This window comes from Mycobacterium sp. MYCO198283 (assembly GCF_021213805.1).
In the GTDB taxonomy this organism is placed as follows: Bacteria; Actinomycetota; Actinomycetes; order Mycobacteriales; family Mycobacteriaceae; genus Mycobacterium.
In genome coordinates this window covers 192,126-215,452 of sequence record NZ_JAJQJI010000007.1, presented here as the reverse complement: position 1 = coordinate 215,452, position 23,327 = coordinate 192,126, and the positions used below count along the sequence as shown (strand labels likewise).

At 73.2% G+C, this 23,327-nt stretch carries 23 protein-coding genes; 17 read left to right on the top strand and 6 right to left on the bottom strand.

Going from position 1 to position 23,327, the window contains the following annotated elements:
- Nucleotides 1–10: 10 nt before the first annotated feature.
- Nucleotides 11–952, bottom strand: a complete 942-nt coding sequence (locus LV457_RS15120) for an alpha/beta hydrolase (RefSeq protein ID WP_232172017.1) — start codon at nt 950–952, stop codon at nt 11–13.
- 157 nt (nt 953–1,109) lie between these two features.
- Between LV457_RS15120 and LV457_RS15115 the strand changes: the two genes are divergently transcribed.
- The 5 genes from LV457_RS15115 to ribD are packed head-to-tail and all read left to right on the top strand — an operon-like array spanning nt 1,110 to nt 7,204.
- Entirely contained in the window at nt 1,110–3,056 is a 1,947-nt protein-coding gene (locus LV457_RS15115) for a primosomal protein N' (RefSeq protein ID WP_239030858.1), read from the top strand.
- A 60-nt stretch (nt 3,057–3,116) separates the two neighbouring features.
- Nucleotides 3,117–4,046: a methionyl-tRNA formyltransferase gene (gene fmt, locus LV457_RS15110; protein WP_232172015.1), complete on the top strand. Its 930-nt coding sequence runs from the start codon at nt 3,117–3,119 to the stop codon at nt 4,044–4,046.
- Nucleotides 4,043–5,494, top strand: coding sequence for an RsmB/NOP family class I SAM-dependent RNA methyltransferase (locus LV457_RS15105; RefSeq protein ID WP_374198860.1), 1,452 nt, complete (start codon nt 4,043–4,045; stop codon nt 5,492–5,494). The genes fmt and LV457_RS15105 overlap by 4 nt, the downstream gene beginning before the upstream one ends.
- 28 nt (nt 5,495–5,522) lie before the next feature.
- The gene (gene rpe / locus LV457_RS15100; protein ID WP_232172014.1) at nt 5,523–6,200 is read left to right on the top strand and encodes a ribulose-phosphate 3-epimerase; all 678 of its coding nucleotides are present in this window, start codon (nt 5,523–5,525) and stop codon (nt 6,198–6,200) included.
- Nucleotides 6,201–6,214: 14 nt separating this feature from the next.
- Nucleotides 6,215–7,204 (top strand): bifunctional diaminohydroxyphosphoribosylaminopyrimidine deaminase/5-amino-6-(5-phosphoribosylamino)uracil reductase RibD, encoded by a 990-nt coding sequence (ribD, locus tag LV457_RS15095; RefSeq protein ID WP_232172142.1) that lies wholly within the window; start codon nt 6,215–6,217, stop codon nt 7,202–7,204.
- Nucleotides 7,205–7,220: 16 nt separating this feature from the next.
- On the opposite strand, the gene LV457_RS15090 is transcribed toward ribD, so the two are convergent.
- The 3 genes from LV457_RS15090 to LV457_RS15080 are packed head-to-tail and all read right to left on the bottom strand — an operon-like array spanning nt 7,221 to nt 10,590.
- Nucleotides 7,221–8,309 carry a trans-acting enoyl reductase family protein gene (locus LV457_RS15090; RefSeq protein ID WP_232172013.1) on the bottom strand — a complete coding sequence of 363 codons (1,089 nt, stop codon included), beginning with the start codon at nt 8,307–8,309 and terminating at the stop codon, nt 7,221–7,223.
- On the bottom strand, nt 8,306–9,868 hold the full coding sequence (locus LV457_RS15085; protein WP_232172012.1) for an MFS transporter: 1,563 nt from the start codon (nt 9,866–9,868) through the stop codon (nt 8,306–8,308). Before LV457_RS15085 ends, LV457_RS15090 begins: the two co-directional genes overlap by 4 nt.
- Complete coding sequence (locus tag LV457_RS15080) at nt 9,868–10,590, bottom strand: LppX_LprAFG lipoprotein (RefSeq protein ID WP_232172011.1); 723 nt, start codon at nt 10,588–10,590, stop codon at nt 9,868–9,870. The genes LV457_RS15085 and LV457_RS15080 overlap by 1 nt, the downstream gene beginning before the upstream one ends.
- Nucleotides 10,591–10,652: 62 nt before the next feature.
- Here LV457_RS15080 and LV457_RS15075 point away from each other — a divergent pair, with 62 nt between their 5' ends.
- The 4 genes from LV457_RS15075 to LV457_RS15060 all read left to right on the top strand — a co-directional run bounded on the left by LV457_RS15075 (nt 10,653) and on the right by LV457_RS15060 (nt 13,631).
- Nucleotides 10,653–11,288 carry a riboflavin synthase gene (locus tag LV457_RS15075; protein ID WP_232172010.1) on the top strand — a complete coding sequence of 212 codons (636 nt, stop codon included), beginning with the start codon at nt 10,653–10,655 and terminating at the stop codon, nt 11,286–11,288.
- 104 nt (nt 11,289–11,392) lie between these two features.
- Complete coding sequence (locus tag LV457_RS15070) at nt 11,393–12,712, top strand: bifunctional 3,4-dihydroxy-2-butanone-4-phosphate synthase/GTP cyclohydrolase II (RefSeq protein ID WP_232172009.1); 1,320 nt, start codon at nt 11,393–11,395, stop codon at nt 12,710–12,712.
- Nucleotides 12,709–13,188, top strand: a complete 480-nt coding sequence (ribH, locus tag LV457_RS15065) for a 6,7-dimethyl-8-ribityllumazine synthase (RefSeq protein WP_232172008.1) — start codon at nt 12,709–12,711, stop codon at nt 13,186–13,188. The genes LV457_RS15070 and ribH overlap by 4 nt, the downstream gene beginning before the upstream one ends.
- Complete coding sequence (locus LV457_RS15060; RefSeq protein ID WP_232172007.1) at nt 13,185–13,631, top strand: PH domain-containing protein; 447 nt, start codon at nt 13,185–13,187, stop codon at nt 13,629–13,631. Before ribH ends, LV457_RS15060 begins: the two co-directional genes overlap by 4 nt.
- Here LV457_RS15060 and LV457_RS15055 read toward each other — a convergent pair.
- Nucleotides 13,618–14,079, bottom strand: coding sequence for a GNAT family N-acetyltransferase (locus LV457_RS15055; protein WP_232172006.1), 462 nt, complete (start codon nt 14,077–14,079; stop codon nt 13,618–13,620). The two genes, LV457_RS15060 and LV457_RS15055, sit on opposite strands and share 14 nt — an antisense overlap.
- Before the next feature lie 61 nt (nt 14,080–14,140).
- Here LV457_RS15055 and uvrC point away from each other — a divergent pair, with 61 nt between their 5' ends.
- The 4 genes from uvrC to whiA are packed head-to-tail and all read left to right on the top strand — an operon-like array spanning nt 14,141 to nt 19,216.
- Entirely contained in the window at nt 14,141–16,195 is a 2,055-nt protein-coding gene (gene uvrC / locus LV457_RS15050; RefSeq protein WP_232172005.1) for an excinuclease ABC subunit UvrC, read from the top strand.
- Nucleotides 16,192–17,118, top strand: a complete 927-nt coding sequence (rapZ, locus tag LV457_RS15045; RefSeq protein WP_232172004.1) for an RNase adapter RapZ — start codon at nt 16,192–16,194, stop codon at nt 17,116–17,118. Before uvrC ends, rapZ begins: the two co-directional genes overlap by 4 nt.
- On the top strand, nt 17,115–18,236 hold the full coding sequence (gene yvcK, locus LV457_RS15040; protein ID WP_232172003.1) for a uridine diphosphate-N-acetylglucosamine-binding protein YvcK: 1,122 nt from the start codon (nt 17,115–17,117) through the stop codon (nt 18,234–18,236). Before rapZ ends, yvcK begins: the two co-directional genes overlap by 4 nt.
- A complete protein-coding gene (whiA, locus tag LV457_RS15035) occupies nt 18,233–19,216 on the top strand; it encodes a DNA-binding protein WhiA (RefSeq protein ID WP_232172002.1) in 984 nt (327 codons plus the stop codon). Before yvcK ends, whiA begins: the two co-directional genes overlap by 4 nt.
- Here the strand turns inward: whiA and LV457_RS15030 are convergent.
- Entirely contained in the window at nt 19,213–19,638 is a 426-nt protein-coding gene (locus tag LV457_RS15030) for a hypothetical protein (RefSeq protein WP_232172001.1), read from the bottom strand. The genes whiA and LV457_RS15030 overlap by 4 nt on opposite strands.
- 293 nt (nt 19,639–19,931) lie before the next feature.
- Between LV457_RS15030 and gap the strand changes: the two genes are divergently transcribed.
- The 4 genes from gap to secG are packed head-to-tail and all read left to right on the top strand — an operon-like array spanning nt 19,932 to nt 23,276.
- Complete coding sequence (gene gap, locus LV457_RS15025) at nt 19,932–20,951, top strand: type I glyceraldehyde-3-phosphate dehydrogenase (RefSeq protein ID WP_232172000.1); 1,020 nt, start codon at nt 19,932–19,934, stop codon at nt 20,949–20,951.
- A 5-nt stretch (nt 20,952–20,956) separates the two neighbouring features.
- Complete coding sequence (gene pgk / locus LV457_RS15020; protein ID WP_232171999.1) at nt 20,957–22,201, top strand: phosphoglycerate kinase; 1,245 nt, start codon at nt 20,957–20,959, stop codon at nt 22,199–22,201.
- The gene (gene tpiA, locus LV457_RS15015; RefSeq protein WP_232171998.1) at nt 22,198–22,983 is read left to right on the top strand and encodes a triose-phosphate isomerase; all 786 of its coding nucleotides are present in this window, start codon (nt 22,198–22,200) and stop codon (nt 22,981–22,983) included. The genes pgk and tpiA overlap by 4 nt, the downstream gene beginning before the upstream one ends.
- A 56-nt stretch (nt 22,984–23,039) precedes the next feature.
- Nucleotides 23,040–23,276 carry a preprotein translocase subunit SecG gene (gene secG, locus LV457_RS15010; protein WP_232171997.1) on the top strand — a complete coding sequence of 79 codons (237 nt, stop codon included), beginning with the start codon at nt 23,040–23,042 and terminating at the stop codon, nt 23,274–23,276.
- Nucleotides 23,277–23,327 lie beyond the last annotated feature (51 nt).

Genomic DNA, 23,327 nt, shown 5'->3' with positions numbered 1-23,327 from the left:
GTCGCGGCGGTCAGGACGACAGGGCCGTCCGCAGGGCCGCCAGCCCCCGCTCGGTGGCGGCGGTCGCGGCGGGCACCACCCCGGTGTAGGCGACGTAGCCGTGCACGAGCGTCTCGGCGTTGTGCAGCTCGACCGGAACGCCGGCCGCGGCGAGCAGCTCGGCGTAGCGGATGCCGTCGTCGCGCAGCGGGTCGTGGCCCGCGACCGCGATGTAGGCGGGCGGCAGGTTCGACAGGTCGGCCGCGCGGGCGGGCGCCAGGTAGGGCGGCGGATCCGTCAGGTCGAGGTGCCCGGCATACCAGCGCGAGAACGCCGCGACCGCGCCGGTGGACAGGATCGGCGCCTCGGCGTTCTCGACGAACGACGGCAGGCGCAGGTCCCAGGTGGTGGCCGGGTACCACAGCAGCTGGAAGGCGATCGCCGGTCCGCCCGCATCCCGCGCGCGCAGCGCCATCACGGCGGCGAGGTTGCCGCCCGCCGAGTCGCCCGCCACCGCGAGCCGCGAGGTGTCGGCGGCCAGCTCGGCGGGGTGCGTGGCGACCCACTGCGTCGCCGCCCAGGCGTCGTCGACCGCCGCGGGGAAGGGGTGTTCGGGCGCGAGCCGGTAATCGACCGACACCACGACGGCACCGGCGGCGGCCGCGTGTTCTCGCGCGGTGCCGTCGTGGGTGTCGAGGTCGCCGACCGCGAAGCCGCCGCCGTGGAAGAACAGCACGACGGGCGGATTCTCGGCGCCCGGCGGCCGGTAGATCCGCAGCCTGATGGACCCGGCCGGGCCGTCGATGCTGCGGTCGGACACCGCCAATTCCGGATGGACCGACCGGTGCGGCAGCTCGCGGAAACGCCGGCGCGCCACCTCGACGCCGTCGGCGGCCGACAGCTCGAAGGGCACCGCCTGCAATACCTGCTGCATGATGTCGTCGATGGGCGGCGTGTCGCCGGAACGGGGCATGGCGCCACCGTACGTCCGGTGGCCGACAGGGCGGTGAGCGGCCGCCGGCGTGGTGAGCGCTTCGCCCGGTGAGCCGTCGGTGCGCTCTGCTACACCTGCACAGGTGAGCGCAGCGCGGCAACCCGCGGACCACGAGCCGGTGGCCCGGGTGCTGCCGATGCTCACGGTGCCGCACCTGGACCGCGAGTTCGACTACCTCATCGACGCCGAGCAGTCCGACGACGCGCAGCCAGGGGTGCGGGTGCGGGTGCGGTTCTCGGGCCGGCTGGTCGACGCGTTCATCCTGGAGCGCCGGTCCGACACCGATCACACCGGCCGGCTCGGCTGGCTGGACCGCGTCGTGTCCGCCGAGCCGGTGCTGACCGCCGACATCCGGCGGCTCACCGACGCCGTCGCCGCCCGCTACGCCGGCACCCGCGCCGACGTGCTGCGGCTCGCGGTCCCGCCGCGCCACGCCCGGGTGGAGCGGGAGACACCGACCGGCGCCGGGATCCTGCTGGTCGACGAGGTCGACGCGGCCGCCTGGTCGAGCTACCAGCGCGGCGCGGCGTTCCTCGGCGCGCTGGCCGACGGCCGGGCAGCCCGCGCGGTGTGGCAGGCGCTGCCCGGCGAGGCGTGGGCGGCGCGGCTCGCCGAGTGCGCGGCGGCGACCGTCCGCGCCGGCCGCGGCGCGCTGGCCGTCGTCCCGGACCAGCGCGACGTCGACCGGCTGCACCGGGAGGCCACGGCGCTGCTGGGCGACGGGGCAGTCGTCGCGCTGTCGGCCGGCCTCGGCCCGGCCGAGCGGTACCGGCGGTGGCTTGCGGTGCTGCGCGGCCGCGGCCGGTTCGTGATCGGCACGCGCAGCGCGGTGTTCGCGCCGGTCGCCGACCTCGGGCTGGTCATGGTGTGGGACGACGCGGACGACTCGCTCGCCGAACCGCGGGCGCCGTACCCGCACGCCCGCGAGGTGGCGATGCTGCGGGCGCATCAGTCGCGGTGCGCCGCGCTGATCGGCGGGTACGCGCGCACCGCCGAGGCCCACGCGCTGGTGCGCAGCCGCTGGGCGCACGACCTGGTGGCCGCCCGGCAGGTGGTGCGGAGCCGGGCGCCACGGATCGCCGCCCTGGACGACAGCGGCCACCTCGACGAGCGCGACCCCGCGGCCCGAACCGCGCGGCTGCCGTCGGTGGCGCTGCGGGCCGCGCGGTCGGCGCTGCAGCAGCGGCTGCCGGTGCTCGTGCAGGTGCCCCGCCGCGGCTACATCCCGGCGCTGGCGTGCGCACGCTGCCGGGCGGTGGCCCGGTGCCGCCACTGCACCGGGCCGCTGTCGCTGCCCGGGGCGGAGACCGTCGGCGCGGTGTGCCGCTGGTGTGGCCGCGCCGACCCGACGCTGCGGTGCGGGCGCTGCGGCGCCACCGCGGTGCGCGCCGTGGTGGTGGGGGCGCGCCGCACCGCCGAGGAGTTGGGCCGGGCGTTCCCGGGCACGTCGGTGGTGACCTCCGGCGGCGACACCGTCGTCGACGCCGTCGCCGCCGGTCCGGCGCTGGTGGTCGCCACCCCCGGCGCCGAGCCGGTGGCCGCGGGCGGCTACGGCGCCGGGCTGCTGCTCGACAGCTGGGCGCTGTTGGGACGCCAGGACCTGCGCGCCGCCGAGGACACCCTGCGCCGCTGGCTGGGGGTCGCGACGTTGGTCCGTCCCCGCACCGACGGCGGCACCGTCGTCGCGGTCGCCGACGCGGCGCTGCCCACGGTGCAGGCGCTGATCCGGTGGGATCCGGTGGGGCACGCCGACGCCGAGTTCGAGGCCCGCAGCGAGCTGTGGCTGCCGCCGGCGGCGCACCTGGCGGCGCTCGACGGCGCCGCGGACGCGGTGGCGGCGCTGATCGACGCCGCCGAGCTGCCGCCCGGCGCCGACTGCCTCGGCCCCGTCGACCTGCCGGTCGGCGCGCGGCGGCCCGCCGGCCTCGATCCGACCGCCGAGGTGGTGCGGATGCTGGTGCGGGTGCCGCGCGGCGACGGCCTGGCGCTGGCCGCCGCGCTGCGCCGCGCGACCGCGGTGCAAAGCGCCCGGCAGGCGTCGACACCGGTGCGGGTGCAGATCGACCCGCTGCACGTCGGCTGACCCGCCGAGCGGGCGGACGCACCACCGGCTGCCGGAATCGGGCGCTTCTACACTCGTGCGGTGCGTCTTGTCTTCGCCGGCACCCCCGAGGCCGCGCTGCCGGCCCTGCGGCGGCTGCTCGACTCGCCGCGGCACGACGTGATCGCCGTGTTGAGCCGGCCGGACGCCCCCGTGGGGCGCCGCGGCACGCTCACCCCGTCGCCGGTGTCGCGGCTCGCGCTCGACGCCGGGCTCCCGCTGCTGCGCCCCGCCACACCCAACGCGCCGGACTTCGTGGCGGAGCTGCGTGAGCTGGCGCCCGACTGCTGCCCGGTGGTGGCCTACGGTGCGCTGCTGCGTGAGCCGCTGCTCGCGGTCCCGCCGCACGGCTGGATCAACCTGCACTTCTCGCTGCTGCCGGCATGGCGCGGCGCCGCGCCCGTCCAGGCGGCCATCGCCGCCGGCGACACCGTCACCGGAGCCAGCACGTTCCGCATCGAACCCGCGCTCGACACCGGCCCGGTCTACGGCGTCGTCACCGAGCCCATCCGCCCCACCGACACGGCCGGCACGCTGCTGGCCCGGCTCGCGGAATCCGGTGCGGCGCTGCTGGAGTCGACGCTCGACGGCATCGCCGACGGCACGCTCGTGCCGGTGCCGCAGCCCGCGGACGGGGTGAGCGTAGCGCCGAAGGTGACCGTCGAATCCGCCCGCATCCGCTGGGACCTGCCGGCGCACGTCGTCGAGCGCCGCATCCGCTCGGTCACCCCCAATCCCGGCGCGTGGACCCTGATCGGTGACACCCGCGTCAAGGTCGGTCCGGCCGCCGTCGCGACCGACGCCGAACCGCTGCCCCCCGGTGTGCTGCGGGTCGGCCGCGCCGAGGTGCTGGTCGGCACCGGTTCGGTGCCGTTGCGGCTCGACCAGATCCAGCCGCCGGGCAAGAAGATGATGGACGCCGCGGCCTGGGCGCGCGGCGCGCGGCTCGGCGACCAGGTGCGGGCGACGTGAGCCCGCGGGAGGACCGGCGCCGGCCGCCGCCGCCGAAGGGTCAGCGGCGTCCCGGCCGACCAACGCGGCGCGCTCCGCTCGACCCGGCCCGCCAGGTGGCGTTCGAGGTGTTGCGCGCGGTCAGCGAGCGCGACGCCTACGCCAACCTCGCGCTGCCCGCCCTGCTGCGGGAACGCGGGATGTCCGGCCGTGACGCCGCGTTCGCGACGGAGCTGACCTACGGCACCTGCCGGATGCGCGGGCTGCTCGACGCGGTGATCGCCGCCGCGGCCGGGCGGCCGATCGACCGCATCGACCCGGTGCTGCTGGACCTGCTGCGACTCGGCGCCTACCAGCTGCTGCACACCCGCGTCGAGCAGCACGCCGCGGTGTCGACCACCGTCGAACAGGCCGGAATCGAGTTCGACTCCGTGCGTGCGGGTTTCGTCAACGCGGTGCTGCGCACCATCGCCGGGCGCGACGAAGCGGCCTGGATCGCCGAGCTGGCGCCGCCCGCAACCACCGACCCCGTCGGACACGCCGCGTTCGTCCACGCCCATCCGCGGTGGGTGGCACAGGCCTTCACCGACGCGCTCGGCGCCGACGCCGGCGAGCTGTCGGCGCTGCTGGCCAGCGACGACGACCGGCCGGTCGTGCACCTGGCGGCCCGCCCCGGCGTCACCACCGCCGCGGAGCTCGCCGCCGAGACCGACGGCACCGTCGGCCGGTATTCGCCGTACGCGGTGTATCTCGGCGGCGGGGATCCGGGCCGGCTGGCCGCCGTCCGCGAGCGGCGCGCGCTGGTGCAGGACGAGGGCAGCCAGCTCGTCGCCCGCGCGTTGACCCTCGCCGAGCTCGACGGCGACGACGCCGGCCGCTGGCTGGACCTGTGCTCCGGGCCGGGCGGCAAGACCGCGCTGTTGGCGGCCCTCGGGGCGCCGAGCGGCGCGCGCGTGACCGCCGTGGAACCCAACGACCGCCGCGCCGAGCTGGTCGAGCAGAACACCGCCGGGCTGGACGTCGACGTACTGCGGGTCGACGGCCGCGACCCCGCCCTCGCTCTTCGCGCAAGCGGCTCATCGGCCGGCCTGACCTCCGGCTTCGACCGGGTGCTGGTGGACGCGCCGTGCACCGGGCTCGGGGCGCTGCGCAGGCGGCCCGAGGCCCGCTGGCGGCGGCAGCCCGCCGACGTGCCGCAGCTGAGCCGGTTGCAGCGCGAGCTGCTGGCGGCGGCGATCGCGCTGACCCGGCCCGGCGGGGTGGTGCTGTACGCGACGTGCTCGCCGCACGTCGCGGAGACCGTCGGCGTGGTGGCGGACGCGCTGCGGCGCCACCCGGTGACCGCGCTGGACGCCCGGCCGCTGTTCGCGCCGGCCGACCGGCTCGGCGACGGGCCGCACGTGCAGCTCTGGCCGCACCGGCACGGCACCGACGCGATGTTCGCGGCCGCCCTGCGGGTGCAGCGGTGAGCAGCGGCCGGTCACTAAGCTGACGGCCATGCCGAGCCCGCTGATCGCGCCGTCCATCCTGGCCGCCGACTTCGCCCGGTTGGGCGAGGAGGCCAACGCCGTCGGCGACGCCGACTGGTTGCACGTCGACGTCATGGACGCCCATTTCGTGCCGAACCTCACGCTGGGGCTGCCGGTCGTGGAGAGCCTGCTCAAGGTCACCGACATCCCGATGGACTGCCACCTGATGATCGAGGACCCGGGCCGCTGGGCGCCGCCGTACGCCGAGGCCGGCGCCCACAATGTCACGTTCCACGCCGAGGCCACCGACGACCCGGTGAGCGTCGCCCGCGACATCCGCGCCGCCGGCGCGAAGGCGGGGCTATCGGTGAAGCCCGGTACGCCGCTGGAGCCCTACCTGGAGATCCTCCGCGAGTTCGACACCCTGCTCATCATGTCCGTGGAGCCCGGATTCGGCGGCCAGCAGTTCATCCCCGAGGTGCTGGCGAAGGTGGGGATCGCCCGCCGGCTCGTCGACTCCGGTGAGCTGACCGTGCTGGTCGAGATCGACGGCGGCATCAACGCCGACACCATCGAGCTGGCCGCCGAGGCCGGCGTCGACTGCTTCGTCGCCGGCTCCGCGGTGTACAGCGCCGAGGATCCCGCCGAGGCGGTGGCGGCGCTGCGGCGCCGGGCGGCGGCTGCCGCGCCCCGCCTGCAGTCGTGACGCCCGCCGAGGCGATGGCCGTCGCCGTCGACGAGGCCGAACGCGTCAAGGGCACCACCTACCCCAACCCGCCCGTCGGCGCGGTGATCCTCGACCGCGACGGGCTCGTCGCCGGCGCCGGCGGCACCCGCCCGCCCGGCGGCCCGCACGCCGAGGTGGTCGCGCTGGCCGCGGCCGGGGATCGCGCCGCGGGCGGCACCGCGGTGGTCACGCTGGAACCCTGCAACCACCACGGCCGCACCCCGCCGTGTGTCGACGCGCTGCTGGCGGCCGAAATCGCCCGGGTGGTGTTCGCGGTGGACGACCCCAACCCGCTCGCCGCGGGCGGCGCCGAGCGGTTGCGCGCGGCGGGAGTGGACGTCTGGCCGGGCGTGCTGGCGGCGGAGGTGGCGTCGGGTCCGCTGCGCGAGTGGCTGCACAAGCAGCGCACCGGCCGGCCGCACCTCACCTGGAAGTTCGGCGCCAGCCTCGACGGCCGCAGCGCCGCGGCCGACCGCACCAGCCGCTGGATCACCGGCGACGCCGCCCGCGCCGACGTCCACCGCCGCCGCGCGCGGTGTGACGCCGTGGTCGTGGGCACCGGCACCGTGCTGGCCGACGACCCGCAGCTGACGGCCCGCGCTCCCGACGGCGCGCTCACCGGCCGGCAGCCGCTGCGCGTGGTGGTCGGCACCCGGGAGCTCCCCGCCGGCGTGCGCATCCTCGACGGCGACGCACCGACACTGCAGCTGCGCACCCGCAACCCGCACGAGGTGCTGGCCGCGCTCGCCGAGCACACCGACGTCATCCTCGAAGGCGGGCCCACGCTCGCGGGCGCGTTCCTGCGCGCGGGCGTCGTCGACCGGATCCTGGCCTACGTGGCGCCGGTGCTGCTCGGTGGCCCGGTGACGGTGGTCGACGACGTCGGGGTGGCGACCATCGCCGACGCGTCACGCTGGCGGTATGAGTCGGTCGAGCGGATCGGCGACGACGCCATGCTGACGCTGGTGCCGGCCACCCCCTGAGGCGGCCGACGACGGCTCAGGCCCGGCGCAGCCCCAGCGATGCGCAGCCCCGCTCCAGCTCGTCGAGGCCGAACGCCTCCACCGGGCCGAGCGCGCCGGGACTGCGGGCCGCACCGGCCGCCAGCTGGTCGGCGCCCCAGGCGAGCAGCTCCGCGGTCAGCGGATATACCGCGGGGCCGCGCAGCGTGACGGTCGCGAGTTCGTCGCCGCCGGCCGACCGGGCGACGGCGATGACCCGGCAGCTCGATCGGGCGTTGTACTCGTCGTCGGGACCGCCGCCCGAGCCGGGCAGTTTCGCGATCACCGTGCGCCGCACCGCGTCCCGAGCGCCCGGGATGGTGAGGCCGAGCTGCGCGGCCCGGCTGGCCGCCCACACCGCCGGCGTGGCCGGGCCCATGCCGATGCCGACCCGGACGTCGCGCAGCGACGGATATACCCGCGGCAGCGAGAACTGTTCGGAGGCCGCCAGCGACGTCGCGAACTGCGTCTTGCCGCCGGCGGTGAACTTCAGCAGATCGCGGCCCATCGGCTCGGTGGTCAGCCGGCCGTCGCGGTAGCCGAAGCCGGGGTCGAGCAGGGCCTGCGCCGCCGAGGTGATGGTGCCCTTGCTGGCCTTGGTGGGGCCGACGATGAAGTACCCGACGTCCACGGCGGTCGCCCGGTCGCCGGCCTCGGCGAGCGCCAGGCCCGCCGCGAGGTTGCCCGGCACGTAGTCGTAGCCGAACGCGGTGAGCATGGTGATCTGCGCGGCGCGGGCGGGGCCGTCGAAGTCCTCGAAGACCGTGCGGATGAACACCGGCTCGCCCGTCGAGTCGAGGTAGTGCGCGCCGGCGTCGACCGCGGCCTGTGCGGCGGGCCTGCCGAACCGGCTGAACGGGCCGACGGTGGTGAGCAGCACGTCGCCGCGCTCCACCAGCGCGGCGACCGACGCCGCATCCGAGGCGTCGGCCGTGGCGACCGGCAGGCCGCCGTGGGAGTCGGCGAGCGCGCGCAGCGACTCGGCGTTGCGTCCCGCCAGCACCGGCCGCAGGCCGCGGCGGACCAGCGCCGCCGCGGTCAGCCGGCCGGTGTACCCGGTGGCGCCGTAGAGCACGATCTTCGTCATCGGGTCGGAACCTCCTGGTGGGCCACGGCTCGCGGTTCGGCCGGATCGGTGCGGCGGCTGTTGATGAACAGGGCGAGCACGGCGCCGCCGACGCAGATGAGGGCGGTGATCTGGAAGATCGAGGTGTACTGCTCGGCGTAGGCCAGTTGGGCGTTCAACCGGATGGACGCGGCACGAGCGGCCAGCGTCTCGCCCGTGATGGGCAGCCTGTCGAGGATTTGGTAGAAGCGGTAGAGCCCGAAGGCGCTCAGCGCGGCGACCCCGATGAGCATGCCGACCATGCGGGCGACCACGACCGCCGACGATGCGATGCCGTGTTCGAACGGCGGAACCGACCGCAGTGCGGCCGAGGTCAGCGGGCCGATCACCAGCCCCAACCCGAGGCCCGCGATGACGAGGTCGGTGTCGAGCGCGGGCAGCGTGACGACGCCGAGATCGTGGCGCGCCGACAACAGCTCCACCCCCCAGTGCGAGATCAGCCAGTAGCCGCCGGCGGCGATGAGCAGGCCGGCGAATCCCACGAAGCGATCGCCCACCCGCGTGGCCAGCCAGCCGCCGATGACCGCGCCGATGGGCAAGGCGACGAGGAAGCGGATCAGCACGACGACCGCCTCGTTCTGGTCCTTCTCGAGCACGCCGCGGGCGAACAGCTCGACGTCGACCAGCGTCACCATCAGGGCGGCGCCCGCGGTGAGCGAGGCGCCGAGCGCGCAGAGGAAGGGCCGCCACTGCACGCCGGCCGGCTCGATGAGCCGCGTGCGGGCGAAGCGCTCCCACAGCAGGAATCCGATCGCCGCCACGGCGGCCGCCGCCAGCACCGGCAGCCCCCAGCTCGGCAGGATCTGCTTTCCGTCCGGCGCCGGGTTGTAGAGCCCGAGCACCGTGAGTCCCAGGGCGACGGCGAGCAACAGCCCGCCGACCACGTCGACCTTCGGCGGCGGGTCGTCCTCACGCTGCCGGCCGGGGAGGGCGAGGTGGATCAGCACCATGCCCAGCAGGCCGAGCGGCACGTTGATCCAGAACACCGCCCGCCAGGGCTCGTCGAGGAAGCCGAAGGCGGCCACCACCACGATGCCGTAGACCGGGCCGAGCACGCTGCCGAGTTCCTGGGCGGCGCCGATACCGCCGAGCACTGCGGCGCGGTTGCGTTCGGCCCACAGGTCCGCGGCCAGTGCCAGGGTCACCGGCAGGATGGCGCCGCTCGCGGTGCCCTGCAGGAAGCGGCCGATCACCATGAGCGTGAGGTCGCCCGACAACGCGGTGACGATCGACCCGACGATGAAGCCGGCCAGACTCACCTGCAGCAGCAGCTTGCGCCCGAAGCGATCCGATGCCTTCCCGAGCAGCGGCATCGCGGCGATGTAGCCGAGCAGATACCAGGTGATGATCGGTGTGACCCGCTGGATCTCGTTGATGGCGATGTCGACGCTCGCCATGATGTCGGTGATGATCGTGATGACCACATAGGTGTCGAGCGCGCCCAGCAGCACGGCCAGCCCGCCGGCGGTGATCGCCGTACCGCGGCGGGAAGCGGTCGCCGGGGCCGAACGGTGGCGCATCAGGCGGGCGGCTTGGTGACGGTGACGGGCTTGCCCCACTCCGTCGTCGTCATCTCGATCGAATTGCCGGACGACGGTTCCAGTTTCGCCTGCACCAGCTCGTGGTCGCCGTCCTCGCGGATCCACGCGGTGCCGGGAACCGGCTCGGTGACGCCCAGCGCCGGCGCGATCTTGTTCACCGCGTCGGCGCTCACCTGGCCCGTCACGCGCACGGTCTTCACCCCGGCGACGTCGTCGCGGCCCTCGCTCTTGGGATCGGTGAAGCTGCCGAGCACGTTCGCCAGGCCGGTGTCGGGATTGAGGATCAGGGAGACGTCGTAGATCTCGGCGGCGGGGCCGACCAGCTTGGGTTGGCCGCCGGTGTTGAAGGCGGCGTACAGGTTGCCGTCCGCCACGACGAACGGCAGGTTCTTCGCTCCGGCGAACGAGCCGCCGAGGTCCGCGTTGCCCTGTGCCGCGACCTGCGGGACATTCGTCAGGTCGCCTTCGAGGCGCTCGATGGGCAGCGCGTCCTGGACCTGGGTCCCCGTCGTCCGGAGCAGCAGGTGGACGCTCTGCTGGCCGCGGGTGGTCTCGCTGGACTGCTGCAGCAGGGTGGCGGCGTCGGGCAGGTTTCCGGTGTCCTTCGATCCGCCGTCCTTCGAACACCCGGCGAGCAGGCCGGCGGACAGCAGAGCAGCGGCGAGGACGGCTGACAGGCGGCGCTTCGGCATGCTGTGCATCGTAGAGGGTGCCTCCGACGCCGAGGTGGGACCGCGGTGCGCCGCCCCACTAGCCTGGACGGGTGTTCACGGGCATCGTCGAGGAAGTCGGCCGGGTCGTCGCGACGACCGAACTCCCGGATTCCATCCGGCTGCAGATCCGGGGGCCGCTGGTCACCAGCGACGCCGCGCCCGGCGATTCGATCGCCGTCAACGGCGTGTGCCTGACGGTCGTGGAGCTGCTCGACGACGGCCAGTTCACCACCGACGTGATGGCCGAGACCCTCAACCGCTCGACGCTGCGTCACACCGACGTCCGGCCGCAGGTCAACCTGGAGCGGGCCGTGACGCCGGCGAGCCGGCTGGGCGGCCACATCGTCCAGGGCCACGTCGACGGCACCGGCAGGGTGATTTCGCGCACGCCGTCCCAGCACTGGGAGGTGGTGCGGATCGCGCTGCCGCCGCAGCTCACCCGCTACGTCGTGGAGAAGGGCTCGATCGCGGTCGACGGGGTGGCGCTCACGGTGTCGGCGATCGGGTCGTCGGCCAACCACGACAGCGCCGAAACCGACACGGCGCGAGACTGGTTCGAGGTGTCGCTGATCCCGACCACGCTCGAGGTGACCACGCTGGCCAACGTTCCGGTGGGCGGCGAGGTCAACCTCGAGGTCGACGTCATCGCCAAGTACGTCGAGCGGCTGATGGCGGCGGACGGTTAGCGGTTCGCACCGGGTCGCGCCGCTGCGCCATACTCGTGTCAGGGCCTTGCCCGGCGCGCTGCCGACGCCGCGCCACCGGCCCGCATTGGAGGTAACGACCGGCCATGACGAGGTTGGACAGTGTCGAGCGCGCGGTCGCCGACATCGCGGCGGGCAAGGCCGTGGTCGTCATCGACGACGAGGATCGCGAGAACGAGGGCGACCTGGTGTTCGCCGCGGAGAAGGCGACCCCGGAGCTGGTGGCCTTCATGGTCCGCTACACCTCGGGCTATCTGTGTGTGCCGCTGGCCGGCGAGGTCTGCGACCGGCTGGGGCTGCTGCCGATGTACGCGGTCAACCAGGACAAGCACGGCACCGCCTACACGGTGACGGTGGACGCCAAAGTGGGTGTGGGCACCGGGATCTCGGCGTCCGACCGGGCGACGACGATGCGGCTGCTCGCCGATCCGACCAGCGTCGCCGACGATTTCACCCGGCCCGGGCATGTCGTGCCGCTGCGCGCCAAGGACGGCGGCGTGCTGCGCCGGCCCGGCCACACCGAGGCTGCGGTGGATCTGGCGCGCATGGCCGGCCTGCAGCCCGCCGGGGCCATCTGCGAGATCGTCAGCCAGAAGGACGAGGGCGCGATGGCGAAGACCGACGAGCTGCGGGTCTTCGCCGACGACCACGGCCTGGCCATGATCTCCATCGCCGACCTGATCCAGTGGCGCCGCAAGCACGAGAAGCACGTGCAGCGCATCGCCGAGGCCCGCATCCCCACCCGCCACGGCGAGTTCCGGGCGGTCGGCTACACCAGCATCTACGACGAGGTGGAACACGTCGCGCTGGTCCGCGGTGACATCTCCGGCCCGCGGTCCGACGGCGAGGACGTGCTGGTCCGCGTGCACTCCGAATGCCTGACCGGGGACGTCTTCGGCTCGCGCCGCTGCGACTGCGGCCCGCAACTCGACGCCGCGCTGGCAATGGTCGCCCGGGAGGGCCGCGGCGTCGTGCTGTACATGCGCGGGCACGAGGGCCGGGGGATCGGCCTGATGCACAAGCTGCAGGCCTACCAGTTGCAGGACGCGGGCGCCGACACCGTCGACGCGAACCTGGAGCTCGGGCTGCCCGCCGACGCCCGCGACTACGGCATCGGCGCCCAGATCCTCACCGATCTGGGCGTGAAGTCGATGCGGCTGCTCACCAACAACCCCGCCAAGCGGGTGGGCCTGGACGGCTACGGACTGCACATCCTGGAGCGGGTGCCGCTGCCGGTGCGGGCCAACGCGGAGAACATCCGCTACCTGATGACCAAGCGCGACCGCATGGGGCACGACCTCACCGGCCTCGACGACTACGACGAGGCCGCGACCATGGACCACTACGACGAAGGCGTCTACCTGCTCGGTGACCGGCGCCCGACCGATCTGGGTGGGGCGCTGTGAGTGGCGGGGGCGTCCCCGACCTCCCCGACATCGACGCGTCGGAGCTGCGGCTGGCCATCGTCGCCAGCACCTGGCATGCCACCGTGTGCGACGCGCTGCTCGACGGCGCCCGTCGCGCGGCGGCCCGGCTCGGCGTGACCGCTCCCACCGTCGTGCGGGTGATGGGCGCGGTGGAGATCCCGGTCATCGCGCAGGCACTGTGCCGCGACCACGACGCCGTCGTCGCGCTCGGGGTCGTGATCCGCGGCGAGACACCGCATTTCGACTATGTCTGTGATGCCGTCACCCAGGGCCTGACGCGGGTGGCGCTGGACTCCTCGACCCCGGTGGGCAACGGCGTGCTGACGACCAACAACGAGCGCCAGGCGCTCGACCGGGCCGGGCTGCCGGACTCGGCGGAGGACAAGGGCGCCCAGGCCGCGGCCGCGGCGCTCTCGACGGCGGTGACACTGCGGACGCTGGCTCCAGCCAAGTGACATGGGATCTGGAGGTGCGCCCGCACCGGACGCCGTATTTCGCCTACGCCGGGGCGGTGGTGATCGCCGCGGCGCACATCGCGGTGGGGCTGCTGCTGAAGGTCCGCTCCAGCGGGGTGATCTTCCAGACCGCCGACCAGGTGGCGATCGGGGCGCTCGGCATCATCCTGGCGGGCCTGCTGTTGCTGTTGGCGCGGCCTCGGCTGCGGGTGGGGCCGGTGGGCGTGTCGGTGCGGAACGCGTTCGGCGACAAGCTCATCGAGTGGCCGGACGTGGTGGACATCAGCTTCCCGCGCGGTGCCCGCTGGGCGCGGATCGACCTCGCCGACGACGAGTACGTGCCGGTGCTCGCGATCCAGGCCGTCGACAGGGAGCGGGCGGTGGCGGCGATGGCGGCCGCGCGCGAGCTGATGGCGCGCTACCGGCCCGTCACCCGACCCTGAGGCGCATCGCGACCTCGCCGTCGCCGTCGGCGGCGCCGACGCGGGTGAAGCCGAACGTCTCGTACAGCCCCCGCGCCACGTCGTTGTCGACGGCGACCCGCAGTGTCACCGCCCGCACCTGCTGCTCGCGCGCCCACGTCAGCGCGGCGTCCACCAGGGCGTGGGAGAGGTTGCGCCCGCGGGCCTCCGGCGCCAGCCACAGCGAGTACAGGTAGACCGTGTCGGCGTTCTCCCGGTGTCCGGCGATCAGACCCACCGGGTGGTTGTGCACATACACCACGAATTGGGCGTGTTCGGCGATGCGGCGCCGCCACTGCCCGGCGGTGAACTGTGCCTCGCGCCGGTACAGCGGGTCGTCGAGACCGAAGGCATCCGACAGCGCCCGCAGCCGCAGCCGCGCGAAGGCCTGCCACTCGGCCACGGTGAGCTTGTCGACCCGCACGGTCACCAGCCGACGGTAGCCGAGTCGGCCCGACGGGCCGCTGCCGAACCGGTACTAACCTGGAACAGTGCCTGACCCCGCGAGCTACCGTCCGGCGCCCGGATCCATCCCGGTCGAGCCGGGGGTCTACCGCTTCAGCGACCCGAACGGCCGGGTCATCTACGTCGGCAAGGCGAAAAGCCTCCGCAGCCGGCTGACGTCCTACTTCGCCGACCTGTCGAGCCTGCACCCCCGCACCCGGCAGATGGTGACCACCGCCGCGAAGGTCGAGTGGACCGTGGTGACCACCGAGGTCGAGGCGCTGCAGCTGGAGTACAACTGGATCAAGGAGTTCGACCCGCGGTTCAACGTCCGCTACCGCGACGACAAGTCGTATCCGGCGCTCGCCGTCACGCTGAACGAGGAGTATCCGCGGCTGATGGTGTACCGCGGGCCGCGCCGCAAGGGGGTGCGCTACTTCGGGCCGTATTCGCACGCCTGGGCCATCCGCGAGACGCTCGACCTGCTGACGCGCGTGTTCCCGGCCCGCACCTGCTCGGCGGGGGTGTTCAAGCGGCACCGTCAGATCGACCGCCCCTGCCTGCTCGGCTACATCGACAAGTGCTCGGCGCCGTGCGTCGGCCGGGTGAGCGCCGAGGAGCATCGCGAGATCGTCCTGGACTTCTGCGACTTCCTGTCCGGCAAGACCGACCGGTTCGCCCGCCAGCTCGAGCAGCAGATGAACGCCGCGGCCGAGCAGCTGGACTTCGAGCGGGCGGCGCGGCTGCGCGACGACCTCGGTGCGCTGCGCCGCGCGCTCGAGAAGCAGACCGTGGTGTTCGGCGACGGCACCGACGCCGACGTCGTGGCGTTCGCCGACGACGAGCTGGAAGCCGCGGTGCAGGTGTTCCACGTCCGCGGCGGCCGGGTGCGCGGCCAACGCGGCTGGGTGGTGGAGAAGTCCGGCGAACCCGGCGACGAGTCGGGGCAGGAGCAGCTCGTCGAGCAGTTCGTCACGCAGTTCTACGCCGAGCAGGCCGAGCTGGGCGGTGCGGCCGACGAGGCGACCAACCCGGTGCCCAAGCAGGTGCTGGTGCCCTGCCTGCCCTCCAACGCCGACGAGCTGGCCGCCTGGTTGACCGAGTTGCGCGGATCGCGGGTGTCGCTGCGGGTTCCGCGCCGCGGCGACAAGAAAGCGCTGGCGGAGACCGTGCAACACAATGCCAAACACGCTCTCGCCCAACACAAGTTGAAGCGCGCGGGTGACTTCAACGCCAGATCGGCTGCCTTGCAGAGCATTCAGGAGGCGCTCGGGCTGTCGGAGGCGCCGCTGCGCATCGAGTGCGTGGACGTCAGCCACGTGCAGGGCACCGACGTGGTGGCGTCGCTGGTGGTGTTCGAGGACGGGCTGCCGCGCAAGTCCGACTACCGCCACTTCGCGATCCGGGAGGCGGCCGGCGACGGCCGCTCCGACGATGTCGCGTCGATCGCGGAGGTGACGCGGCGGCGGTTCCTGCGCCACGTGCACGACGCGCAGCGACCGGCCGGTGTGAACGACGACGGCCGGGCGAGGAGATTTGCCTACCCGCCGAACCTGTACATCGTCGACGGCGGTGCACCGCAGGTCAACGCGGCGCAGGCGGTGCTCGACGAGCTGGGCGTCACCGATGTGGCGGTCATCGGGCTGGCGAAGCGGCTGGAGGAGGTGTGGGTGCCGGCCGAACCCGACCCGGTGATCATGCCGCGCAACAGCGAAGGGCTGTACCTGCTGCAGCGGGTGCGCGACGAGGCGCACCGGTTTGCGATCGCCTACCACCGCAGCCGGCGGTCGAAGCGGATGACCGCGTCGGCGCTCGATTCCATCCGGGGGCTCGGTGAGCACCGCCGCAAGGCGTTGGTGACGCACTTCGGGTCGGTGGCCCAGCTCAAGGACGCGACGGTCGAGGAGATCACCGCGGTGCCGGGGATCGGTGAGGCGACGGCGCGGGCCGTCCTGGCGGCTCTGGGGGCGAGCGAAGCGACGGGGGAATCGCCGGGATCGGCGGCGGCGGTCTCGCCGATCGGCGATGATCGATTCGGGGCGGAACCCGACGGCGACGGTGGAGTGCGGTCACAACCGACGGTGGAGCAGGCATCCGGATGACAGACCACGGCACGGGCGAGGGGGGCACGCTGGCCGCACGCGACGCCGACCGCGGAGAACCGGACATCGACGTGGTGCTGGTGACGGGTCTGTCGGGTGCCGGCCGTGGCACCGCGGCGAAGGTGCTGGAGGACCTGGGCTGGTATGTCGCCGACAACCTGCCGCCGGAGCTGATCGCCCGCATGGTGGAGCTGGGGCTGGCGGCGGGTTCGCGGATCACGCAGCTCGCGGTGGTGATGGATGTGCGGTCGCGCGGTTTCACCGGCGACCTGGATTCGGTGCGCGACGAGTTGGCGGCCCGCAACATCACGCCGCGGGTGCTGTTCCTCGAAGCGTCCGACGACATCCTGGTGCGCCGCTACGAGCAGAACCGGCGCAGCCATCCGCTGCAGGGCAGCCAGACGCTCGCGGAGGGCATCGCGGCCGAGCGGGCGATGCTCGCGCAGCTGCGGGCGGCCGCCGACCTCGTCATCGACACCTCGGCGCTGCCGGTGCCCGCGCTGCGCGCGGCGATCGAGCGGGCGTTCGGCGGCGACACCCCGCCGCAGACCCACGTCACCGTCGAGTCGTTCGGGTTCAAGTACGGCCTGCCGATGGACGCCGACACGGTGATGGACGTGCGGTTCCTGCCGAACCCGCACTGGGTCGACGAGCTGCGCGACCACACCGGGCAGCACCCGGCCGTGCGCGACTACGTGCTCGGCCAGCCCGGCGCCGACGAGTTCCTGCGGACCTACCATCGGCTGCTGTCGCTGGTGGTGGAGGGGTATCGGCGGGAGGGGAAGCGCTACATGACGGTCGCGATCGGGTGCACCGGGGGAAAGCACCGCAGCGTGGCCATGGCCGAGGCGCTGGCCGCGCGGCTGGCGCCCAACGAGGCGCTAACGGTGCGGGTGCTGCACCGGGATCTGGGCCGGGAATGACGGCCGGCCCGCCGCCGGGGCCGCCGGGCCCGCTGCGCAGCGATGACCGCACGCCGCCGCGCATCGTCGCGCTCGGCGGCGGACACGGCCTGTATGCCACCTTGTCGGCGGCGCGTCGGCTGTCGCCGCACGTCACCGCCGTCGTCACCGTCGCCGACGACGGCGGCTCCTCGGGCCGGCTGCGCCGTGAACTGAACGTGATCCCGCCCGGCGACCTGCGCATGGCGCTGGCGGCGCTGGCCTCCGACACCCCGCACGGCCGGCTGTGGGCGACGATCATCCAGCACCGCTTCGGCGGCAGCGGCGCGCTCGCCGGCCATCCGATCGGCAACCTGCTGCTGGCGGGGCTCAACGAGGTGCTCGCCGATCCGGTGGCCGCACTCGACGAACTCGGGCGGGTGCTCGGCGTCAAGGGCCGGGTGCTGCCGATGTGCCCGATCGCGCTGGCGATCGAGGCCGACGTGGCCGGGCTGGAGTCCGATCCGCGGATGAGCCGGGTGATCCGCGGGCAGGTGGCGATCGCCACGACCGTCGGGAAGGTCCGCCGGGTGCGGCTGCTGCCCGGTGATCCGCCCGCCACCCGCCAGGCCGTCGACGCCATCCTGGCCGCCGATCTCGTCGTGCTCGGCCCCGGCTCCTGGTTCACCAGCGTCATTCCGCACGTCCTGGTGCCGGGCCTGCTCCAGGCGCTGGGGGCCACGAGCGCCCGTCGCGCGCTGGTGCTGAACCTGGCCGCCGAACCGGGGGAGACGGCCGGATTCTCCGCCGAGCGCCACATCCACGTGCTGTCGCAGCACGCGCCCGGCTTCACCGTCGACGAGATCATCGTGGACGCCGCGCGGGTGCACAGCGACCGCGAGCGCGGGCAGCTGCAACGCACCGCTGCGCTCGTCGGCGCCGCCGTCCGGTTCGCCGACGTCGCCCGGGCGGGTACCCCGCTGCACGATCCGGCGAAGCTGGCGGCGGTCCTGGAGGACGTGCGGTTGCGGGGCCGGATCCCGGCGGCGCAGACGGTGCCCACCCCCGCGGCGGCCCGGGCGGTCGATGGCGACCGTCATCTGCCCGGCGCGGTGAAAGCGACGATCGACGGACCGCAGGGGGACGAGCAGTGGCGATGACGGCCGAGGTCAAGGACGAACTGAGCCGCCTGGTGGTGACTTCCGTCAGCGCCCGGCGGGCCGAGGTGACCGCGCTGCTGCGGTTCGCCGGCGGGCTGCACATCGTGTCCGGCCGGGTGGTGGTCGAGGCGGAGGTCGATCTCGGCGTCATCGCGCGCCGGCTCCGCAAGGACATCTTCGACCTCTACGGCTACACCGCGGAGGTGCACGTGCTGTCGGCCGGCGGTATCCGCAAGAGCACGCGCTACGTGGTGCGCGTCGTGAAGGACGGGGAGGCGCTCGCCCGCCAGACCGGCCTGCTGGATCTGCGGGGGCGACCGGTGCGCGGGCTGCCCGCACACGTGGTCGGCGGCAGCGTCGCCGACGCCGAAGCCGCCTGGCGCGGTGCGTTCCTCGCGCACGGGTCGCTCACCGAGCCGGGCCGCTCGTCGGCGCTGGAGGTCAGCTGCCCCGGGCCGGAGGCCGCGCTGGCGCTCGTCGGCGCGGCGCGGCGGCTCGGGGTGTCGGCAAAGGCGCGCGAGGTGCGCGGCGCCGACCGGGTGGTGGTCCGTGACGGTGACGCCATCGGCGCGTTGCTGACCCGCATGGGTGCACACGATTCGCTGAAGGTGTGGGACGAGCGCCGGATGCGCCGCGAGGTCCGTGCGACGGCGAACCGGTTGGCCAACTTCGACGATGCGAACCTGCGCCGCTCGGCGCGGGCGGCCGTGGCGGCGGCGGCCCGGGTGGAGCGGGCGCTGGAGATCCTCGGCGACTCGGTGCCCGATCACCTGGCGACCGCCGGCAAGCTGCGCGTCGAGCACCGGCAGGCGTCGCTGGAGGAGCTCGGCCGGCTCGCCGATCCGCCGATGACCAAGGACGCCGTCGCCGGGCGCATCCGGCGGCTGCTGTCGATGGCCGACCGGAAGGCGAAACAGGACGGCATCCCCGACACCGAGTCGGCCGTCACCGACGACATGCTCGACGACGAGGACGATTAGCTGCGGCCGCGGTGCCGCAGATAGTCCTGCTTGGTGTAGGTTCGGCCGGCTTGGCGGTAGCTCTCGGCCTCCCGGAAGGCCGCGACGACGTCCTCGGGTGCTTTGGTGCGCGACAGTTCGTGGTGCAGCAGGACGTCCATCGCGTAGACCCCGCGGATCGGCGACCGGAGGTGTCTGCGGTGCACGCCGGCGGTGTAGTCGGACATGTATTCGCCGTAGCGGTCCCCGGCGCGCAGTCGCCGGTCCAGCTCGTCGCGCAGTGCGCGCAGCGCCTCGTCCTCACTGGCCGCCGACACCGACCACGTCGCGCCGGGATACCAGGCCACCCAGTCGTCGCCGCGTTTCTCGACCTGTGTCTCGATCCGGAACGCCCAGCGGGCGTACGGGTCCGATGACGATCCGGCATTCGATGGCCTGTTCACGGATCACCTCCACTGCAGTCACCGCGGGCTTCGAACCTAACCCGGCTGCGGCCGCCCGACGTGCGGCAATTCGCCGTCCCGTTGCACATCGGCCTTGGCGTCGAACCCGGCGCCGCGGCGCCGGCGCGACCCGATGGTCATGAAGCAGTGGTCGGCTGCGCGGTCACCGAGCCGAACGACATACCACCAGTGTGCCGTCGTTTTCGGGCACTGCCGACCGGGCTGAGCAGCCGTCGGTGCCCCGCACTAGGCTGCTCGACGAGTAGCTCATCGGTGACAAAGGAGACTTTCAGGTGACGATCCGGGTAGGCGTCAACGGTTTCGGCCGCATCGGGCGCAACTTCTTCCGTGCGCTGGACGCGCAGAAGCGGGAAGGCAAGAACACCGACGTCGAGATCGTGGCCGTCAACGACCTCACCGACAACGCCACCCTGGCGCATCTGTTGAAGTTCGACTCGATCCTGGGGCGGCTGCCCTACGACGTGGAGGTCGACGGCGAGGAGATCATCGTCGGCGGCCACAAGCTCAAGGGGTTGTCCATCAAGGAGGGCCCGTCGGCGCTGCCGTGGGGCGACCTCGGCGTCGATGTCGTCGTGGAGTCGACGGGCATCTTCACCGCCCGCGCCAAGGCGCAGGGGCACCTGGACGCCGGGGCGAAGAAGGTGATCATCTCCGCGCCGGCCAGCGACGAGGACATCACCATCGTGCTGGGCGTCAACGACGACAAGTACGACGGCAGCCAGCACATCATCTCCAACGCCTCGTGCACCACGAACTGCCTCGGCCCGCTGGCGAAGGTGCTCAACGACGAGTTCGGCATCGTCAAGGGCCTGATGACCACCATCCACGCCTACACCCAGGACCAGAACCTGCAGGACGGCCCGCACAAGGACCTGCGCCGCGCCCGGGCCGCCGCCATCAACATCGTGCCCACCTCGACGGGCGCCGCGAAGGCCATCGGCCTGGTGCTGCCCGAGCTGAAGGGCAAGCTCGACGGCTACGCGCTGCGGGTGCCCATCCCCACGGGTTCGGTCACCGATCTGACCGCCGAGTTGAGCAGGTCGGCCACCGTCGACGAGATCAACGCCGCGTTCTCCGCGGCGGCCGACGGACCGCTGAAGGGCATCCTCAAGTACTACGACGCGCCGATTGTCTCCAGCGACATCGTGACCGATTCGCACAGCTCGCTGTACGACGCCGGGCTGACCAAGGTCATCGACAACCAGGCCAAGGTCGTCTCCTGGTACGACAACGAGTGGGGCTACTCGAACCGGCTCGTCGACCTGACCGCGCTGGTCGGCAAGTCGCTGTAACACCAGTGTCGATACAGACCCTCGACGACCTGCTCGCGGGCGGGGTGTCGGGCCGCGGCGTGCTGGTGCGGTCCGATCTCAACGTGCCGCTGGAGTACCAGGACGGCGCCGTCGCCCGAATCTCGGATCCGGGCCGGATCATCGCGTCGGTGCCCACGCTGCAGCGGCTGGCTGACGCCGGCGCCAAGGTGGTCGTCACCGCCCACCTGGGCCGCCCGAAGGGCGGACCGGACCCGAAGCTCTCGCTGAAGCCGGTCGCGGCGGCGCTCTCGGAGCGGCTCGGCCGGCACGTCCAGCTCGCGGGTGACGTGGTGGGCGCCGACGCGCTGGCCCGCGCCGAGGGCCTGACCGACGGCGACGTGCTGCTGCTGGAGAACGTCCGCTTCGACCCGCGCGAGACCAGCAAAGACGACGCCGAGCGGCGCGCGCTGGCCCAGGCGCTCGCCGACCTGGTCGGCGGCCTCGACGGATCGGGCGGGGCGTTCGTGTCCGACGGCTTCGGGGTGGTGCACCGCAAGCAGGCGTCGGTGTACGACGTCGCGAAGCTGCTGCCGCACTACGCGGGCACGCTCGTCGCGGCCGAGGTGAAGGTGCTCGAGCAGCTCACCAGCTCGTCGGACCGGCCGTACGCGGTGGTGCTCGGCGGCTCCAAGGTCTCCGACAAGTTGGCGGTCATCGAGAACCTCGCGACGCGGGCCGACAGCCTGGTGATCGGCGGCGGCATGTGCTTCACCTTCCTGGCCGCCCAAGGGCTGTCGGTGGGGTCGTCGCTGCTGCAGGAAGAGATGCTGGAAACCTGTAGCCGCCTGCTCGACGAATACGGCGATGTGATCCACCTGCCGGTCGACGTCGTGGTCGCCGAGCGGTTCGCCGCCGACGCGACCCCGGACACCGTTGCCGTCGACCGCATCCCCGCCGACAAGATGGGCCTGGACATCGGCCCGGAGTCGGTGAAGCGGTTCGCCGGCCTGCTGTCGAACGCCAAGACGGTGTTCTGGAACGGCCCGATGGGGGTGTTCGAGTTCCCGGCGTTCGCGGCGGGCACCCGCGGGGTCGCCGAAGCGATCATCGCCGCCACCCGCAAGGGCGCGTTCAGTGTCGTCGGCGGCGGTGATTCCGCGGCGGCGGTGCGCCAGCTCGGCCTGGCCGAGGACGGGTTCTCGCACATCTCGACCGGCGGCGGTGCGTCGCTGGAGTTCCTCGAAGGCAAGACGTTGCCGGGTATCGACGTGCTGGGAGGTAGTTCGTGAGCCGCACACCGCTGATCGCCGGCAACTGGAAGATGAACCTCAACCACCTCGAGGCCATCGCGCTGGTGCAGAAGATCGCGTTCTCGCTGCCGGAGAAGTACTTCGACAAGGTCGACGTGACGGTGCTGCCGCCGTTCACCGACCTGCGGAGCGTGCAGACGCTGGTGGACGGCGACAAGCTGCGGCTGACCTACGGCGCGCAGGACCTCTCGCAGCACGACTCCGGCGCCTACACCGGGGAGATCAGCGGTGCGTTCCTGGCGAAGTTGGGCTGCAGCTTCGTCGTCGTCGGGCACTCCGAGCGGCGCACCTACCACGGGGAGGACGACGCCCTGGTGGCGGCGAAGGCCACGGCGGCGCTGCGGCACGGGATCACCCCGATCGTGTGCATCGGCGAGGGACTGCAGGTCCGCGAGGCGGGCGACCACGTCGCCTACAACGTCGACCAGTTGCGCGGATCGCTCGCCGGGCTGTCGAAGGACCAGATCGCCAAAGTCGTCATCGCCTACGAGCCGGTGTGGGCCATCGGCACCGGCCGGGTGGCCAGTGCGTCCGACGCGCAGGAGGTGTGCGCGGCCATCCGCGCCGAACTGGTGGCGCTGGCGCACCCGGACGTGGCGACGACGGTGCGGGTGCTCTACGGCGGTTCGGTGAACGCCAAGAACGTCGGCGAGCTGATCGCCCAGGACGACGTCGACGGTGCGCTGGTCGGCGGCGCCTCGCTGGACGGTGAGCAGTTCGCCACGCTGGCGGCCATCGCCGCGGGCGGGCCCCTGCCCTGACGGCTCGGCCGTGACCCGATTCGGCCGTCCGCGCCACCACCGGTAACCTGGCACGCATGGAGTTCGCGCTGCAGATCGTGCTGCTGGTGACCAGCGTGCTGGTGGTCCTGCTGGTGCTGCTGCACCGCGCCAAGGGCGGCGGTCTGTCGACACTGTTCGGTGGCGGCGTGCAGTCCAGCCTGTCGGGCTCGACGGTCGTGGAGAAGAACCTCGACCGGTTGACGCTGTTCGTGACGGCGATCTGGATCATCTCCATCGTCGGCATCGGCCTGGAGATCAAGTACGGCGGCTGATCCCGCGCCGGCTCGCTCTGCGCGGCCCGCCGACCCGGCCGATACTTGACC